Genomic DNA, 17519 nt, shown 5'->3' with positions numbered 1-17519 from the left:
AGAGCTGTAGGTGTGCGCGTGTCAGCCCACGGCGCGCTGCTTGATGCGGGCGGTGAGTTCCTGGACGTGGTCGTACACCCGGCGGCGCTCGGCCATCTCCTTGCGGATCTTCCGTTCGGCGTACATCACCGTCGTGTGATCGCGGTCGAAGGTCTCGCCGATCTTCGGCAGCGAGAGGTCGGTGAGCTCACGACACAGGTACATGGAGATCTGGCGGGCCTGGGCGATCGACCGTGTCTTACCGGGACCTCGTAGTTCCTCGACAGAGATGTCGAAGTACTCGGCGGTGATCGCGAGGATGCTCGCCGCGCTGACCTCCAGGGTCCCCGAGTTGGGGAGCAGGGCCTGCAGGACGACGTCGGCGAGTGACTTGTCGAGAGCGGCGTCGTTGAGCGACGCGAACGCCGTCACGCGGATGAGTGCACCCTCGAGTTCACGGATGTTGCGCTCGATCTTCGACGCGATGAGTTCGAGAACCTCGTCGGGAACCGCGATGTTGTCCATCTGCGCCTTCTTGCGCAGAATCGCGATCCGGGTCTCCAGATCGGGCGGCTGGACATCGGTGATCAAGCCCCACTCGAACCGCGTACGAAGCCGATCTTCCAGTGTCGCAAGCTGTTTCGGCGGCCGGTCAGAGGAGATGACGATCTGCTTGCTCGCGTTGTGCAGGGTGTTGAAGGTGTGGAAGAACTCTTCCTGGATACCTTCTTTGCCCACGAGGAACTGGATGTCGTCGACCAGCAGCACATCGACGTCGCGATACCGGCGCTTGAACGCCACCCGCCGGTCGTCGCGGAGCGAGTTGATGAAGTCGTTGGTGAATTCCTCGGTGGACACGTACTTGACCCGCATGCCCGGGAAGAGGCGCTGCGCGTAATGGCCCGCGGCGTGCAACAGGTGCGTCTTGCCGAGTCCGGACTCTCCCCAGATGAACAGTGGGTTGTAGGCCCGGGCGGGGGCTTCCGAGACCGCCACCGCCGAGGCGTGCGCGAACCGGTTCGACGCGCCGATGACGAAGGTGTCAAAGGTGTACTTGGGGTTGAGGTTTGCGCCGGTGGCCGGCGGCGTCGAGGTCGGCCGCTCGGCGAAGTACGACGCCCAGTCGCCGGACGGGCGCGTCGACTCCGGCACCGGGGACGGCGCGCGGCCCGCGCCCACGGGTGCGGCCGTGTAGTCGACCGCTGCGGCCGCTCCGGCGATGGGCCGTACGTCGGGAACGGGTGTTTCCGCCACCGGCTCGTCGTTGCGCGGGGTGGCGATACGGACGCCGAGATCGACGGGTTCGTCGAGGTGGCGGCTGAGGACCGAGCGGATGGTCTCCCGGAGATTGCGTTCGATCTGTTCCTGGACCAGCGCCGTCGGCACGGTCAGCAGGGCGAAGCCTTCGGTGAGGGTCAGGGGTCGAACCAGTGACAGCCACGCCTTCTGCTGGCGTGTCAGTGGTTCGTGGTCGCGTGCGGCTTCGTCGTCGTTGAGTTCGGCGACGACCTGTTGCCACACCTCGCCGAAAGTGTCTCGGTCTGAAGTCACGGGGCTGGCCTCCTGGTCCGGAAAACTACCAGCGATCACGAGAGCGGTGGCATCTGCGCCGGAGTCCCCGTCTCTCCACAGGGTTATCCACACCTGTGTACAAAGGTGACGAACTGGGGACTTCGGTCGGAGCCAGGTCCTCGAAGATCTACCTCGACGGGAGGGGTGGCCGACGCTGTGAGTGAACGTAACAGAGGTCGGGGAGGGCCACAAAGCGATCGGGACGTTTGACTCGATTCTGCTGACAATCTTGCTTTCGTGGCCCAGAACACACTGGTCGCGAACGGTCCCGGAGAACGGACGTCGCCGTTTGATTTGGACGCCCGGTGTCAGTAGTCTCGACTGGTCATCCAGGTTGCGGATTTGCGCGGCGAACTTCCGTGTTCGCCGAGTCATCACCGACACCAGTTCGGCACCGTCCTGGATCAACAGACCAACGACAACATGTGGGTCATGCCCGGGTAACCGGCGTGCCCACAGGGAGCACAAGGAGTCACCGTGGCCAAGGGCAAGCGTACTTTCCAGCCGAACAACCGTCGTCGCGCGCGCGTGCACGGATTCCGTCTGCGCATGCGGACCCGCGCCGGACGCGCGATCGTCAGCGGCCGTCGTTCCAAGGGCCGCGCGAAGCTCACCGCCTGATCGTCGGCTCTCACCGGGTCCCGCACGGGGGCCCGGTCAGCTGTTCGATGACTGCGCCCCTTCATCGGATCTCACGGGGATCCGACTTCTCTCGCACCCTCAAGTCCGGTGCGCGGGTGAACAGTCGTGACTTCGTCGTCCATCTCGCGGTGGTCGGCCGTGGATGGCCCGACCCCCGCGGCCTTCGACGGGACGTGGCGATGTCCGGTGGTCCCTGGTTCGGTCTCGTGGTCAGCAAATCCGTCGGCAATGCGGTGACGCGCCATCTCGTCGCCCGCCGACTGCGCGCGGCATTCGCCGGCGCATCGCATCTGCTTCCCGACGAGACCTATGTGGTCGTCCGTGCCCGCCGAAGCGCGGCCGAGCGATCCAGCGACGAGCTCGCCGACCAGCTCCGCGACGCGTTCACCAGTCGTCGTGTCCTCGCCCTGACCGAGGCCGTCGCGGCGGCGGCCGACGGAGCGGGACCGCGGTGATGAGCGGCACCACCGACACCACGCCGTCGCCTGAGACCGAGGCGGATTCGACGACTCCGCACGCGGCCTCGAGCGGATCCGGCGCGCGCCTGTGGCGCGGACTCCGCCTCCTCCCCCGCCGCACCGTCATCTTCCTCATCGAGCTGTACCGCACCTGGGTGTCGCCGATGCGTCTGCCGTCCTGCCGGTTCGAACCCACCTGCTCGGGATATGCGGTCGAGGCACTGGACCGGCACGGCTTCCTCTACGGCTCGGTGCTGTCGGTCATCCGGCTCGCGAAGTGCGGGCCCTGGCACAAACCCGGTTACGACCCGGTTCCCGAACGCGGCTTCGGCGAACTGTGCCGCGACCTGTGGCGCTCGGCGACCGGCACACACCGACCTCGAAACCATCAGCACGCGTCCGGCGAGACGCGTGCCCTGTGAGTACAACAAGTGAGGGGTAACTGACCCGTGCTCGACTTCATCTATTACCCGGTCTCCGGGATCATGTGGGTCTGGCATTGGCTCTTCAGCCATGTCACACCGAACTCCCCCGGTGGCGACGGCATCGCCTGGGCCCTGTCGGTGGTGTTCCTCGTGTTCACCCTGCGTGCGATTCTCTACAAGCCCTTCGTGAAGCAGATCCGCACCACGAAGAAGATGCAGGAGATCAACCCGCAGCTCCAGGCGATCCGTAAGAAGTACGCCAAGGATCGGGTCAAGATGACCGAGGAGATGCAGAAGCTGCAGAAGGAGCACGGGTTCAACCCGATGCTCGGCTGCCTGCCGATGCTGCTCCAGATCCCGGTCTTCATCGGTCTGTTCCACGTGCTGCGCTCGTTCAACCGTATGGGCACCGGCATGGGTCAGCTCGGCATGAGTGCGGCAGAGACCCGGTCCCAGGGCAACTACGTGTTCAGCGCCGAACAAGTGCAGAACTTCCTCGACGCCCGCCTCTTCGGTGTCCCGCTGTCGTCCTACCTCGTCGAGCCGGCGACCGAGTTCCAGGCCTTCGTCGAGCCCGGCTCCCCCATCGACTTCACGCGCCCGCAGATCGCGTTCGTCGTCATCCCCATGATGATCGTCGCCTCCATCGCGACGCACCTGAACTCGCGTGCGTCGGTTGCCCGTCAGCCCGAGGCGGCGCTGGAGAATCCGCAGACCCGGATGATGAACAACCTCGCGCTGTACGTCTTCCCGATCGGCATTCTCGTGACCGGTCCGTTCTTCCCGGTCGCCATCCTCCTGTACTGGATGAGCAACAACATCTGGACCTACGGTCAGCAGCACATCGTCTTCGGGCACATCGCCAAGGAAGAGGAAGAGGCCAAGCTCCTCAAGCAGGAGAAGCTGAAGGCCAATGCGCCGAAGCCGGGCGCGCGACCCGACCGGAAGAAGAAGCCCGCCGCGACGAACACCAACGGCGCCGACTCGACGAACGTCTCCCTCTCGAAGGACGGATCGTCGGACAAGGCCGGGACCGACGGTGTCGACGCAGATGCATCGCCCGACGAGTCGACGACCGCCGCAGCGGACACCGGGGCGGGAGCCAAACCCAAGCCGGGTCAGAAGCCCACACGTCCCGGCGCCGGCGCCGCCCCGGGCAAGAAGCAGAACCACAACCGCGGAAGCCGTTCGACAGCCAAACGCGGAAACAAACGCGGTGGCAAACGATGACCGCCCCAGACTTGTTCGATGAAGCACAGAAGTTAGGTGAATGAGATGACAGCAGAGACTGCAACTCAAGCCGGTACGGACGCCGAGACCACGGCGGGACCCCAGACCGAGGACCAGGCCGATACGTCTTCGTCGGCCGTCGGCGACGACGGTGCGGTGGCGGACAACGCCGTCACGGAAGCGGCGGATAGCGACGCCGACGAGGACGAAGCGGACGCGACCGACGTCGACGACGAGACCGATGACGACGACTCGGATGAGGACGAAGACGACGAAGACCGTCTGGTCGAAGAAGGCGAGATCGCCGGCGACTACCTCGAGCAGTTGCTCGACGTCCTCGACTTCGATGGCGACATCGACCTGGATGTGGATGGCGACCGGGCAGTGGTCAGCATCGATGGCGGCGACGACCTGACGAAGCTCGTCGGGCGCAAGGGCGAGGTCCTCGACGCGCTCCAGGAGCTGACCCGCCTTGCGGTCCAGCAGGCGACAGGTGAACGCAGCCGCCTGATGCTCGACATCGCCCGCTGGCGGGCTGATCGCCGCGATCGACTGGCACGCCTCGGTCGTGAGGTCGCCGAGCGAGTCCTGTCGTCCGGCGAGCGCGAAGCGCTGGATCCGATGACCCCGTTCGAGCGGAAGATCGTGCACGACGCGGTCGCGGTCGTCGACGGCGTCGTCAGCGAGAGCGAGGGTGCAGAGCCGAAACGTCGCGTGGTGGTCCTCCCCTCGTAGCAAGTACTCCCCTCCCCCACGGAGGTGAAGCAGGCCCCGACCGTCTCGGTCGGGGCCTGCTTCGTCTCCGGGTAGTGCTTGGTTGTGTGCCCCGATAGCGGGTGGCGTTTCGACGGCGTTGCGCGCTGTAGGCTACTTACACGGTTGTTGTTTCACGTGAAACACGAGCCTTGTCCGTGCAGGCGGCCAGCAGAACGGATGCGCGCCGTGGCGCTGTTGTGCACGATCGAGTCGACGGTCGGCGCCCCTTGCACCTTGGGTTGCGGTCGAACGTCCCGGGATGTCGCCGGCGGAATGCGTAACCGTCACGTTCGGATGCCTCGATCCCCCGCGCCCGGTGGCCGACTCAGTCGGCGACGTTGCTGCACATGGCGGCAGCGCCAACTCGCACCGTGGACGTCCTCCTAGCCCGGTGGATGGCCACGTGTGCCGGACGGGACGAGAGAGCCCGAAGCCGTTCATTGCCCGGCCCGGGTCGAGGCGCGGTCGGTCGAGCGGCTGCCGAGTTGCCAGTCTCCGCGGCCGCTGTGACGCCAGGGCAGTTCCGGGTGTTGGCAACGTGGACGGTGGCGGAGAATCTCCGGCGGGTTGGCATACCCGCGCCACGCGTCGCCACTGGCCGAAGACACCGCCTGCTGCTCGGCTCGGACGCAAACCGGTCGAATTGTCACGTGACGATTCCGTCGGGCACCCAGAGTGTCAATCGAAACGGACGTCATCAGACCCTTCGAGGCTCGCTTCGCTCGCACCTCAGGGAGCTGGGTGGCGCAGGGCTCGCCCGTCAGTATCTTCAGCCTGGCGGCCGTTGTGGACCACGGAAGAACACTCGCGAACATCCGAGACCGTGCTCCCCTGATCCGACAGATCGACCTGCCCCCTGCACCCAGAGGTGACCCCGGAGCTTGCGGAGGCCGCGTCTAGTTCCGCCCCTGCGGAGTGTCCGGAGCTTGCGGAGGGCGCGTCACCCCCTGCTCCCTGAGGAGCGTCCGGAGCTTGCGGAGGGCGCGTCACGAAGGGTCTTCGCAACCCGGCCCACCAAGACCCTTCGTGATGCTCGCAGGCTCGCTCCTCAGGGAGCGGGTGGTGATGCTCGCAGGCTCGCTCCTCAGGGAGCGGGGGTGATGCTCGCAAGCTCGCTCCTCAGGGAGCGGGGGTGCCGCTCGCAAGCTCGCTCCTCGGTATCTGCGGCCTGGCCGGCCGTCGTGGGCTACGAGGGAACTACCGCTCCCTGAGGAGGCCGGAGCTTGCGGAGGCCGTCACGAAGGGTCCTGGCGAGATGCGTCGCGAATCTATCAAGGCTCGTCGACCTCGACCACATTCGTCGCTTGCAGTGCCTGGTGGCTTGCACTTCTGACACCCCAGGGGGCCGCAGTCTTGAGGACCTCTCGGACTAGGGGGCGGAGGGGGCGTATGCGACGCAGTGTCGATCTCGGATTCGACGGGACGCCGCGTTCTGATCCGCCGGTTTGTCGTCGAATCACACCGATGTGTTTCACGTGAAACATGGCGCCTGGACCCGATGTGCACCGACCTGCCAGAGGGTTGGGTTTCACGTGAAACACTGTCTAGGAATCCCACTCGAACGGAGGCGAAGTGCCGTCTGACGCACAACCCGAGCACGAGCACGATCTTGATGTGTTGGCGGTTCCGCCAGACATCGCGACTGATGTCTTCGGTGAGCGGGTGGCGCTGGCGGTGGACTACTGGCGCATCCTCGCCACCGACGGGATCGACCACGGACTCATGGGTCCGCGAGAGGTCCCGCGACTGTGGGATCGTCACATCCTCAACTGCGGCGTACTCGGCGAGCTCATCTCCGACGGATCGCGCGTGATCGACATCGGCAGCGGTGCCGGCCTCCCTGGCATCCCCCTCGCCATTGCACGCCCGGATCTCTCGATCACTCTCATCGAACCGCTCCTCCGACGCAGCACCTTCTTGGACCGTGCTGCTGCCGCGCTCTCGTTGGACAACGTGATCGTGATCCGTGGGCGAGCCGAAGAGAAGGCGGTACGCGCCGTCGTCGAGCCCGCCGATGTGGTGACGTCGCGAGCCGTCGCGCCGCTCGAACGATTGGCGAAATGGTCCGCTCCCCTGGTCCGGCCCGGAGGCCAGATGATCGCGATCAAAGGGTCGTCAGCAGCCGAAGAGATCGAACGAGATCGGGCGGTGGTCGGGCGCTCTGGGATCACAGAACTGACGGTTCACACGTGTGGCGATCGCGTTCTCGAAACGCCGACGACCGTGATCGTGGGAACCAAGACCGAGCGGTCGCGCGGTGGCCGTTCCGGACGGCGCTGAGGAGGCGATCGGATTGGTGTGGAGTCCGCGAAGGGCGCAGAATAGGAAGCGTTCTGTCGGCACCCCCGAAGGTGCTGCAATGGACGCTTCCGCGACCGTGGGGTCGGCAGCTACAGCCGCCGGCGGTACGGACGCGAGTCCGTACGAGGTCGGTCAAAGGAGTCCACGCGTGGTCGATCAAGACCCGAATGTTTCACGTGAAACCCCGGCAGGGGGTCACCCCGGAGTTGACGGCCAGCCCTTCGCCGACACCCCTATCGCCATGGCCGCAGAGCGCGCGAGCCAGGTACTGACTCCCGGGGGTGCGGGGCAACTACCCAAACCGCCGCATACACGGATCATGACCGTCGCCAATCAAAAGGGCGGCGTCGGGAAGACCACGACGACCGTCAACCTCGCGGCCGGGCTCGCACTGCGCGGTCTTCGCGTTCTGGTCGTCGATCTCGACCCCCAGGGCAACGCCAGTACCGCGCTCGGCATCGATCATCGTGCGCAGGACATCGCATCGGTGTACGAGCTGTTGCTCGGTGAAGTGACCCTCGAGGAAGCGATCCAGGAGTCGCCCAGCCAGCGCGGCCTGTTCTGCGTGCCTGCGACTCTCGATCTGGCCGGCGCCGAGATCGAACTCGTGTCGCTGGTGGCCCGCGAGAATCGGTTGCGTAATGCGCTCGCCGACGATGTGCTTGCCAAGTACCAGATCGACTACGTGTTCATCGACTGTCCCCCATCACTGGGTCTGCTGACCGTCAACGCGATGGTGGCAGCCCGTGAGGTTCTCATCCCGATCCAGTGCGAGTATTACGCACTCGAGGGCGTCGGACAGTTGCTGCGCAATATCGAACTCGTACAGGCGCACCTCAACCGTGAGCTCCACGTCTCCACGATCGTGCTGACGATGTACGACGGCAGGACGAAACTGGCCGACCAGGTGGCCGAAGAAGTGCGGCGCCACTTCGGCGACAAGGTGCTGAGCACGATCATCCCGCGAAGCGTCAAGGTGTCCGAGGCCCCCGGCTACGGGATGACGATCATCGAGTACGACCCGGGCTCTCGCGGCGCAATGAGTTACCTCGATGCCGCACGCGAACTGGCGTTGCGGGCTGCCGAGGGGGCGCCGGCGTGATCCGGTATCGCCTCGGTTCACGTGACACGCCGACTCACGACCATCATCGCGAAAGGGAGCACCAATGAGTCAACGAGACGCCGCTCAGCGCCGGGGTGGACTCGGACGAGGGCTCGCGGCGCTGATTCCGACGGGGCCTGCCGACGACCAATCGGGCGCCCCGCGCCTCGGCAACGCCGCAGCGGATGTCGTCATCGGCAAGGGTCCGACGACAGCTGATGATGGCGTCAAGACCTCGTCGACTGCCGCTACGCAGGCGACCGGGACGCAACCTCTCAGCCCGGAAGAGGCGGGCGCGGTGTACCGCGAGTTGCCCCCGAAGGAGATCCAGCCGAATCCCAGTCAGCCCAGAACCGTCTTCGATGACGAGGCGATGGCGGAGCTCGTGCACTCGATTCGAGAGTTCGGACTGATGCAGCCCATCGTGGTGCGCCGACTCAAGCAGCCCACCGCGGATGGGATCGCCTATCAGATCGTCATGGGTGAGCGCCGGTGGCGGGCAAGCCAGGAGGCAGGGCTCGAGGCCATCCCCGCGATCGTGCGGGAGACGCCTGACGGTGACATGCTGCGCGATGCTCTGTTGGAGAACATCCACCGTGCGCAGCTCAACCCACTCGAAGAAGCGGCGGCCTATCAGCAGCTGCTCGAGGAGTTCGGTGTGACGCACGAGGAGCTCGCCTCTCGCCTTGGCCGTTCTCGCCCGCTGATCAGCAACATGATCCGGTTGCTCAAACTCCCGATTCCGGTGCAACGCCGGGTCGCGGCGGGGGTGCTGTCGGCCGGCCATGCCCGCGCTCTCCTGTCCCTCGAGACCGGAAGCGACGCTCAGGAAGCTCTCGCGGCGCGGATCGTCGCCGAAGGGTTGTCGGTGCGGGCGACCGAAGAAGCTGTCACGCTCGCCAATCGTGGCGACGGTCCGGAAGCGAAATCTCCGTCGGCACCGAAACGCCGTCCGATGCAGATGCCAGGCCTCCAGGATCTCGCGGAGAGACTGTCCGACAGTCTGGACACCAGGGTTACAGTCAGTCTAGGGAAAAGAAAAGGCAAGATCGTGGTGGAGTTCGGCTCGGTCGACGACTTGGAACGCATTGTCCAGTTTATCGATCCGAAGAAGTGAATTTCGGCGCGGGATTTCCGGTACCACCTAGACGCGGAAGTAATGTCACAGTGACGATTGAGGTAGCCAGCGGGCGCTCATGCAGCGAAAGCTGTTGTTGCGCTGCTACATTCGGCATCCGTGGAATTCTCGACCGGGGCGCATCGACATGAGTGTGTCCGTCACTCGGTTGGAACTGGGATCCTTCGCGTCGCTCCCCCACCACACCCGCAAATGCGTCTTCTGGGAAGTCGAGCCCGTGGCGCAGACAAGCCGCGGCACGGCACCGGGCCCCGGCGATCTCGAACCCTACGAGAGCGAGTTCGACAAGGAGGCGTGGATCTCGGGTCTTCTCCTCGATTGGGGTGCGTGCGGGCAGGTCGCGATCGAGTCGAGCACGAACACTGTCATCGGTACAGCCTTCTACGCGCCGCCCAATCGTGTTCCGCGGTCGCAGCACTTCCCTACGTCGCCGGTCAGCCACGACGCCGTGCTGCTCACCAGCATCCGTACCGAGCCCGGCCACGACGAAGTCGCCACCATCCTGCTGGACGCGGTGCTGGGCGACCTGATCCGGCGAGGCGTCCGGGCGGTCGAATCGTTCGGTCTGGTACGGAACGGGTCCGGCGCGGATCCCTTTGTGCTCGCCGGGAGCGCGGGCGGGGTGGCCGACGATCTCGAGCTCTGGTCGGATGAGGCGATCGTCGAAGTCGCGCGTGAGATCCTCGACGACCCCCAGGCCGATCTCTGCACGAACTGTATGAATGACGCGTCGTTTCTGAAAGATTCCGGGTTCGACGTCGTGTCGTCGCACCAGAGGTTCCCGCGTTTCCGACTGGAGCTCGACGAAGGGCTCGGCTGGAAGGTCGAGGTGGAGAGTGCGCTGCAGAAACTGGTGGTGATGGCCGAGATGGATCTGGCCGGTCGGCAGCGGACGGCGGTCCCGGTGGGAACCGGGCCGCAGCGGATCAGCGGGAGCTGTTCTCCGCGGCCAGCAGATCCGCGAAAGTATAAGTGCCCGTAGGACGATCGTCCTGATCGAGCAGGTACAGTCGCTTCACCGCCACCACGATGGCGTCGGCGATGACGTTGCGCCAATCCGAATCAGCAAGCACTGCAGCGTCGTTCGGGTTCGTGATGTAACCGACGTCGATGAGGGCCACGGGCATCTTGGTGAGCCGGAGAACGTCCCATGTGCGCTCGTGGGTTCGGCAGTCCGACAATGGCGTGCGTGCCGCGATCTCCCGCTGGATGAAGCCGGCGAGGTTGCGCCCGATCGTCGAGTACGAGTCGTTGTTGCCGAAGTAGAACGACGCGACACCATTGGCGCGCGCGTTCCGGTAATGGCCGCAGCGGAGCGAGATCATGAGGTCGGCGTCCATCAGATTCGCGACGCGAGCGCGCTCGTCGTCCCCGGGACGTCCCCGACCGTCATGCGACAGGAACGTCTGCATTCCGGCGGCCGCCATCCGGCCTTCGAGACGAGCACCGAGGTCCCACAGCAGTTCCGACTCGCGATCGGCGACCTCACTCGTCGACAGGGCATGGAGTCCACCGGAGCCGGGGTCGATGAGGATCCGCTTTCCGGACAACTGCGGTCCGGAACGACGGACGTGCTCTTCTTCGCGGATCGCGTACGGCGAGCCGCCGGTCACTCTCGTGCCGAGGCGTTCCAGTGAACGCAGGGTGGCCGGACCGCAGATGCCGTCGGAAGCGAGACCGTATTCACTCTGGTAAAGGCACACTGCGTTATGAGTGGTGAGGCCGAAGACGCCGTCGACCAGCGACGTGAAGTAGCCGAGGTTCTGCAGCCGGCTCTGCAGGGTCGCGACATCGTCGCCGACCATGGGCGCCGACAGCTGATACGAGAGCACTCGAGCGCCGAGCCGGTAGGACGCCTCGCGCAGGACGCGGTAGGTAGCCGGACCGACGATGCCGTCGACGATCAGTCCGCGCTCCTGCTGAAACGCACGGACGGCCCGGTCACACGCCTCGTCGAAGACGGCTTCGGGTGGATTCCACCCGTTCGCCGGCCCACCGTGTGTGGCGCTGGAGGATCCATCGTCGGGCAACAGACCACGTCCGACGAGGATGGCGCGGATCTCGGCCACCGCCGAGCCGTGATCACCAAGTCGGAACAATGGCATCTGGTCACCCCTCGTACGAATCGCGGCAGGTGCGGCTCTGCGCGATGTCCGATGTAGCCATGCGGTACACCGGTGAAACGTCAGCCTGCATTCTCGCAGCTGGACTTCACTACACCAAACTGCACGAAGCCGAATCGGTGTGATCCGGCGTGCAGGGGTCTCCGGTCGAGACCACGGCCGACACTACCAACGCAAACAGTCCGCGGGTGGAACGGCAACGTCGTTCACCCGTCGGACTGTCGCGTCGATGTGCGGGAAATCGCAGGTCGTCAGGCCGACTGGCCGACGACCGAGTCGAGCTCACGAAGCAGGGCTGCCTTGCCCTTGGCACCGACGATCGTCTTCACCGGCTGACCCTTGTCGAACAGGATCATGGTCGGGATGGACATGATCTGGAAGTCACGCGCGGTCGACGGGCTCTCGTCGACATCGAGTTTGGCGACCGTCAGCTTGTCGCCGTGGTCGCGAGCGATCTCCTCGAGAACCGGAGCGACCATGCGGCAGGGACCGCACCAGGTGGCCCAGAAGTCCACCAGAACCGGCTTGTCGGCGCCGAGAACGGCGTCCTTGAACGTGGTGTCGGTGACGGCAACGGTGTGTGCACCCATGATCTGATCTCCTTGGTCGGACCGGGCCGGGTGGCCCAGGGGGTAAGTGGTTGACGGTTCAGGCGGGTGCCTGAACAGCGTCGATCTCGGAAACGGAGGCCGCCTCGGCATCGTTCACGCTGAGGTCGGCTGCCTCACCCTGCTCGGCCAGCCAGCGCTCGGCGTCGATGGCCGCCGAACATCCACTGCCCGCGGCGGTGATGGCCTGTCGGTAGGTGTGGTCCACGAGGTCCCCGGCGGCGAACACGCCGGGAAGAGAAGTGAGGGTCGTACGTCCCTGAACCAGGACGTAACCCTCGGAATCCAGGTCGACCTGCCCGCGGACCAACTCGCTGCGCGGATCGTGGCCGATCGCGACGAACATGCCGGTCACATCGAGGGTGCTGACCTCGCCGGTGCGCGTGTCCTCGACCTTCAGACCCGACACCGAACCGTCGCCGACCACGGACTGCACCGCGGCATTGGTGACGAAACGGATCTTGTCGTTGGCACGTGCGCGCTCGAGCATGATCTTCGACGCCCGGAACTCGTCACGACGGTGGACCAGCGTGACACTCCGCGCGAACTTGGTCAGGAACGTGGCCTCTTCCATCGCGGAGTCGCCGCCGCCGATGACGGCGATGTCCTGGTCCTTGAAGAAGAAACCGTCACAGGTGGCACAGGCGGACACACCGCGGCCGAGGAGCTGCTGCTCCCCCTCGATGCCGAGATAGCGCGCCGCCGCGCCCATGGCGAGGATGACGGCGCGGGCCCGGTAGATCTCCCCGCCGACCTCGACCTCCTTGATCCGGCCGGTCAGCCGAACGGTGTCCACGTCCTCCATGCGCAGGTCGGCGCCGAAGCGGATGGCCTGCTCACGCATCTCGTCCATCAACGCCGGACCCTGGATACCGGTCTGGAAACCGGGGAAGTTCTCCACCTCGGTGGTCGTCATCAGGGCGCCACCGAACTGGGTGCCCTCGAAGACGATGGGAGATAGCTCGGCGCGCGCGGCGTAGATCGCTGCGGTGTACCCGGCAGGACCAGATCCGATGATGATCAACTCGTGGATCTGCTGGGTCTCTGGCTGGCTCACTTGTCCTCCGTGCTGTGGGTTTAGCGAGACCCGCCCAGTCCAGGCGGGTCACGGCTGCTTCAACACCAGGGTAGGCGGAGATGTTCCCGCTGACGCGACGCGTGCCCCGGCCGGTCGGCGCAGCCCTGGGCCTCGTGACGTGCCGGTCACCCGCCGACGATGCCTCGTGAGATCAGCGCCGGGTTTCCCAGGTCACAGTCGAGGCCGACGATCAGCGCGTCGAAACGTCCTGCCACGCCCGTCGACAAGAGAATCGCGGCGGCCCCGGTGCCGTCGACGAGGATTCGACCGGAACCGACGATCACCACCTCGACCGGTACCAGGTGCGCGGCGGTGCAGCGGCGGAGCGCCTCCACGGAACCAAAGGGTGCTCCGTCGGTACGCCCGAGGACCGAGAGTGCGGTCGCGATGCCCGCGGGACCCGCCGGGGTCGGGACCGACGACGACTGAGCGCGCGGCGTCTGCCCGGGATTGGTCGCGTCGGGCGCCGAGACCAGCCGCAGTATTCCGACTGTTCCGACCGCGACGACGACGACTGCGGCGGCAGCCAGCAACAGACGGCCGGCCATTCGACGGTCGTCGCGCGATCGGGAGCGGGCGGGTCGACGCCCGCGGCGTGCGGCCGAGATGTCGACCGGTGCGGGATCCCGGCCGAGCGCGGCGAGGGTGGTCGCGACGTCGGCGCGGACCTGGTCGGGAACGGGTGCGGGCGCCGGACCGGCGGAGCGTAGATCGTCGGAGGTGTGATCCAGCGCGGCCAGGATCGATTGTGCGGCAACGTCATCGACGATGCGGGAACGGATATGTGCGGCTGTCCGGTCGGGCAGTGCACCGGCGTGCAGGTCGGCGAGGATCTCCGCCGAATACGGCGGGTCCGGTAGATCGCCGGTCTCGTGGTCGTCGGGTCCCCGAGGGGTCATGGTGTCAGTCTTCCATTCCGGGGGATGGCGGGCGTTCGTGGAGTTCGGCTCGGTTCGGCGTGGTTCACGAGCGGAGTCGGGTCAGAGGAGGCGGTCTCCTGGTCGCGATCCGTCGAATACTTGGACGCGGCCCGCCCCGGTTCGGTTCCCCCCGGCCGCGATCTGTCGGGAACGGTATGGACCAGTCGGGGTGATGGCGGGTCAGCCGCTCCGCAGATGTCCGAGGACCTGGGCGAGTTTGAGGCGGCCGCGAGCGCATCGACTCTTGATCGTGCCCTCGGCGACACCGAGGATCTCGGCCGCTTCGGCGACCGTGTAACCCTCGATGTCGACGGCGACGATGGCCGCCCGTTGCCCTTCGGGGAGGACGTGCAGCGCTCGCCCGATCGACACCGACAGGTCGACGGCGGCGATGTCGTCGGTGGTGTCGGCGATGGAGACCACGTCCCATTCCGGCAGCGGCACGGTTCTGCGGACCTTGTTCCGTCGGATGCGATCGAGGCCGGCGTTCACGACGATCCGGTGCAGCCAACTCGTCACCTTGGCATCGGACCGGAAGTCGTGTGCGGTCCGATGCGCGGCGAAGAGGGCGTCCTGCAACGCGTCTGCGGCATCCTCCGGATTCTGGCTGGTCCGCAGCGCCACCGACCACAGGTAATCGAGATGGCGGCTGATGAGATCGGAGAAGGCGTGTGGGTCGCCGGCGAGGTGAGCGTGCAGAAGCTGCTCGTCGCTACGCGTGTCGATCGCGTCGTTCCCCCCGGGCATGGGCTGAGAGTAGTGGAGCCGACACCGCGTCATCCGTTGGAGCGACGGCTGTGCACAGCTGTCGCCGGTTGACGAATTTGTCCTCAGGCCGGCCGGTCAGGACTCCAGGCGGGCGCGCACCGCAGCCATCCGCGTCCGCAACTCACTCTCGTCGATGACCCCGCGGTCGAGCAGAGTGTGTGCCAGGGCGACCAGTTGGTTCTCGGGGTAGGGCAGGTCGGCGTAGATGGTCGCCGACAGCCGGTCCTCCTCGTCGCGTCGTTCGACGACGCCGGGGGCGCCCGCGTTCACCGCGGTGGAGTCGGCGACCCGGTCGAGCGCATCGCAGAGACCGTCGAGGCTCGTCTTCCACGGTGGAACAGGGTTCTCCACACCGTATTTCGCGGCCATTCGGTGCCACACCTGGTTCCGGTCGACGATCTCCTCGAGTGGTCCGTGGGATGATCCGGTGCGTCCGTCCTCGGTCATCGGCTACTCCCCCGCCGGGTGGACGGCCGGACGGATGGCCGAGACGACGTTGGTGGTGACCCCCGGTCTGGGGAGCGCGACTCCGATGAGGCAGTCGCGGGTGATGATCTCCGACAGCTGCTGCTCGGTCCATCCGTCGGTGCCTGCCGGGCGCCGCGGCATCACCATGAAGCGGTGCTTCTGATTGGAGTCCTGCACGCGTACGGAGACACCCTCCGGGAGCTGGAGTCCGAACTCGGACAGCACCTGTCGCGGCCACCGCACCATCCGGCGACGGTAGTTCGGCGTTCGGTACCACTCGGGCGAGTTCCCCAGGATCGGGCGCGGATAGCACGAGCACAGCGCACACACGATCACGTGATGGATCGTGGGGGTGTCGGCGAGGATCTCGAAAGCCGTGAAATCGCTGGGTGTTCCGAAACCGGTCGGTTCGAGCCAGTCGACGCCGACCTCTTTGCTGGCGGCCATCGGATCGTCGAGTGCCAATCGCTCGAACTCGGGGTCGAGCCAGGCCCGGGCGACGAGCGTCGCCGCGGGCGTCGGCCCGATCTGTTCGGCGAACTCGGTGAAGCGGCGGTGCTCCTCGGCGGTGAAGAGTCCCTTTTCGATGCACAGCTCACGCAGCGCGATCTCGAGTACCTCGAAGTCGGTGATCTCGTCGACCATCGGCTTGACCGTCCGGTCGTGGTCGTGGTCGTGGTCGTGGTGATCGTCGCTCATCAGCGGTCGTCCTCTCCGCCGGCGGATTCGAGCCAGCGTTCGGGGATCTCGGTCTGCAGGGTGTCGTCGGCGGGCCCGGTGTAGCCGTGCCAGAGGTCGCCCATGGTGAACCGGACCACGTAGAACCACTCCGGTTGGGCGTCAGAGAGACCCCAGGTCTCGTCCTCGGGCGCTGGGCTCTCGTAGGCGACGGCCGCGACCTCGCCGACCGCGCCCCGGACGTATTCCGGTGTCCGGGTGTACAACAGGACGGGCAGCTCGCGGACCCGGACCCGGTCCCCGATGCCGAATGCGGCGTCGCCCGCCCGCCCGGCGTAGATCTGCGGGTCGCCGATTCCGATGGCGTGCCGGTGGTGTGTGTTCCGCGGGACGTCGGATCCGTCTCCGACGCTGCGCGGGCGGGCCTCGAGACGCCGGCCGTCCAGGCCGCCCGCGTATCGCTCCCGGACCTCGAGCATGCGTTCACTGAGCTCGCCGAGCGCGATGTGGTGCTTCTCGACGAGAATTCTGGCGACCGCCAGCAACCAGCGTCCGTAGTACGGGATTCCGAGGTAGACCGCGCGACCGACGTCGACGTTGCCGATCCGACGCCGCTCTTCGGACAACCAGATTCCGCGCCAGGCGAGCACCTCACACATGACATAGGTCATGTGCTCCCATTCTTCGTACGCCTTGCCCTCGTAGGTGATCGGTGCGTCGGGCTCACCCCCGACGTCGTGAACCGGCTTCATGTAGGCGACGAATCGATCGTGGTCGAGGAGATCGGGCGTCGGGGCATCCGGCAGCTCGGGATACGAGGACTTAAGTCGCGCAACGAGTTCGAGTTGTCTCGCACGTTCTTCGGCAGTGCTCACCGGACACCTCCCGGACCCTTGTCCGACGGTTGCAGCGCAGTTGCAGGAGAACCTACACGCCGGCCGCGGGGTTCAGGAGCGTTTTCGGCACGCCCTTGCTCCCCGATCCGAACGAACGACAGCCGCGAGCGCATCAACCCTTCGTGGCTCGTCGCTTGCGCTCCTCGCACCTCAGTATCTGCGGCCTGGCGGCCGTCGTGGACTACGAAGGAACCCGTTGTGTTCGAGCAAGCCCAACCACTGCTCCCTGAGCCTGGATATTTCACTGATGTTGCTGGTGTTCGGCGTGTGATACGCGAAAGTGCCTGTCTGCCTTGTGATTATTGATTCACCACAAACAAATAGTCACAAGAAGAAAGGCACCTCGCAGGTGAAGAATAACGTGTATCCCGAGTTGA

General features: G+C 65.9%; 18 protein-coding genes. 9 read left to right on the top strand and 9 right to left on the bottom strand.

What is annotated here, in order from left to right; translation table 11 throughout:
* Positions 1-21: 21 nt before the first annotated feature.
* Complete coding sequence (gene dnaA / locus AS181_RS18405) at positions 22-1530, bottom strand: chromosomal replication initiator protein DnaA (RefSeq protein ID WP_058252994.1); 1509 nt, start codon at positions 1528-1530, stop codon at positions 22-24.
* A gap of 498 nt (positions 1531-2028) precedes the next feature.
* Here dnaA and rpmH point away from each other — a divergent pair, with 498 nt between their 5' ends.
* The 9 genes from rpmH (at position 2029) to AS181_RS18360 (ending at position 10585) form a co-directional block, all read left to right on the top strand.
* A complete protein-coding gene (gene rpmH / locus AS181_RS18400) occupies positions 2029-2172 on the top strand; it encodes a 50S ribosomal protein L34 (RefSeq protein WP_004020968.1) in 144 nt (47 codons plus the stop codon).
* A 47-nt stretch (positions 2173-2219) separates the two neighbouring features.
* On the top strand, positions 2220-2648 hold the full coding sequence (gene rnpA, locus AS181_RS18395; protein ID WP_058252993.1) for a ribonuclease P protein component: 429 nt from the start codon (positions 2220-2222) through the stop codon (positions 2646-2648).
* Complete coding sequence (gene yidD, locus AS181_RS18390) at positions 2648-3073, top strand: membrane protein insertion efficiency factor YidD (RefSeq protein WP_058252992.1); 426 nt, start codon at positions 2648-2650, stop codon at positions 3071-3073. The genes rnpA and yidD overlap by 1 nt, the downstream gene beginning before the upstream one ends.
* A gap of 27 nt (positions 3074-3100) precedes the next feature.
* Positions 3101-4306, top strand: a complete 1206-nt coding sequence (gene yidC, locus AS181_RS18385) for a membrane protein insertase YidC (protein ID WP_058252991.1) — start codon at positions 3101-3103, stop codon at positions 4304-4306.
* A gap of 45 nt (positions 4307-4351) precedes the next feature.
* Positions 4352-5041: a Jag family protein gene (locus tag AS181_RS18380; RefSeq protein ID WP_058252990.1), complete on the top strand. Its 690-nt coding sequence runs from the start codon at positions 4352-4354 to the stop codon at positions 5039-5041.
* A gap of 1593 nt (positions 5042-6634) precedes the next feature.
* Positions 6635-7342: a 16S rRNA (guanine(527)-N(7))-methyltransferase RsmG gene (rsmG, locus tag AS181_RS18375; protein ID WP_058252989.1), complete on the top strand. Its 708-nt coding sequence runs from the start codon at positions 6635-6637 to the stop codon at positions 7340-7342.
* Positions 7343-7511: 169 nt separating this feature from the next.
* Entirely contained in the window at positions 7512-8465 is a 954-nt protein-coding gene (locus AS181_RS18370) for a ParA family protein (protein ID WP_058252988.1), read from the top strand.
* A 64-nt stretch (positions 8466-8529) separates the two neighbouring features.
* Positions 8530-9582, top strand: coding sequence for a ParB/RepB/Spo0J family partition protein (locus tag AS181_RS18365; RefSeq protein ID WP_058252987.1), 1053 nt, complete (start codon positions 8530-8532; stop codon positions 9580-9582).
* 148 nt (positions 9583-9730) lie between these two features.
* Positions 9731-10585: a hypothetical protein gene (locus tag AS181_RS18360; RefSeq protein WP_058252986.1), complete on the top strand. Its 855-nt coding sequence runs from the start codon at positions 9731-9733 to the stop codon at positions 10583-10585.
* On the opposite strand, the gene AS181_RS18355 is transcribed toward AS181_RS18360, so the two are convergent.
* The 8 genes from AS181_RS18355 to AS181_RS18320 form a co-directional block, all read right to left on the bottom strand.
* The gene (locus AS181_RS18355; protein WP_058252985.1) at positions 10530-11708 is read right to left on the bottom strand and encodes an N-acetylmuramoyl-L-alanine amidase; all 1179 of its coding nucleotides are present in this window, start codon (positions 11706-11708) and stop codon (positions 10530-10532) included. The two genes, AS181_RS18360 and AS181_RS18355, sit on opposite strands and share 56 nt — an antisense overlap.
* 269 nt (positions 11709-11977) lie before the next feature.
* Positions 11978-12316 (bottom strand): thioredoxin, encoded by a 339-nt coding sequence (gene trxA / locus AS181_RS18350; protein ID WP_058252984.1) that lies wholly within the window; start codon positions 12314-12316, stop codon positions 11978-11980.
* 58 nt (positions 12317-12374) lie between these two features.
* On the bottom strand, positions 12375-13391 hold the full coding sequence (gene trxB, locus AS181_RS18345; RefSeq protein ID WP_058252983.1) for a thioredoxin-disulfide reductase: 1017 nt from the start codon (positions 13389-13391) through the stop codon (positions 12375-12377).
* A gap of 146 nt (positions 13392-13537) precedes the next feature.
* Positions 13538-14311, bottom strand: a complete 774-nt coding sequence (locus AS181_RS18340) for a hypothetical protein (RefSeq protein WP_058252982.1) — start codon at positions 14309-14311, stop codon at positions 13538-13540.
* Between the two features lie 201 nt (positions 14312-14512).
* A complete protein-coding gene (sigM, locus tag AS181_RS18335) occupies positions 14513-15079 on the bottom strand; it encodes an RNA polymerase sigma factor SigM (protein WP_058252981.1) in 567 nt (188 codons plus the stop codon).
* Positions 15080-15175: 96 nt separating this feature from the next.
* A complete protein-coding gene (locus AS181_RS18330; protein ID WP_058252980.1) occupies positions 15176-15547 on the bottom strand; it encodes a hypothetical protein in 372 nt (123 codons plus the stop codon).
* A gap of 3 nt (positions 15548-15550) precedes the next feature.
* On the bottom strand, positions 15551-16267 hold the full coding sequence (gene scnC, locus AS181_RS18325) for a thiocyanate hydrolase subunit gamma (RefSeq protein ID WP_058252979.1): 717 nt from the start codon (positions 16265-16267) through the stop codon (positions 15551-15553).
* Positions 16267-17121 carry an SH3-like domain-containing protein gene (locus tag AS181_RS18320; RefSeq protein WP_058252978.1) on the bottom strand — a complete coding sequence of 285 codons (855 nt, stop codon included), beginning with the start codon at positions 17119-17121 and terminating at the stop codon, positions 16267-16269. Before AS181_RS18320 ends, scnC begins: the two co-directional genes overlap by 1 nt.
* Between the last annotated feature and the right edge of the window lie 398 nt (positions 17122-17519).

It is taken from the genome of Gordonia sp. SGD-V-85 (assembly GCF_001456905.1).
Taxonomy (GTDB): domain Bacteria; phylum Actinomycetota; class Actinomycetes; order Mycobacteriales; family Mycobacteriaceae; genus Gordonia; species Gordonia hongkongensis.
The sequence above is the reverse complement of the archived record's forward strand: the minus strand, read 5'-3'. Positions and strand labels throughout refer to the sequence as shown.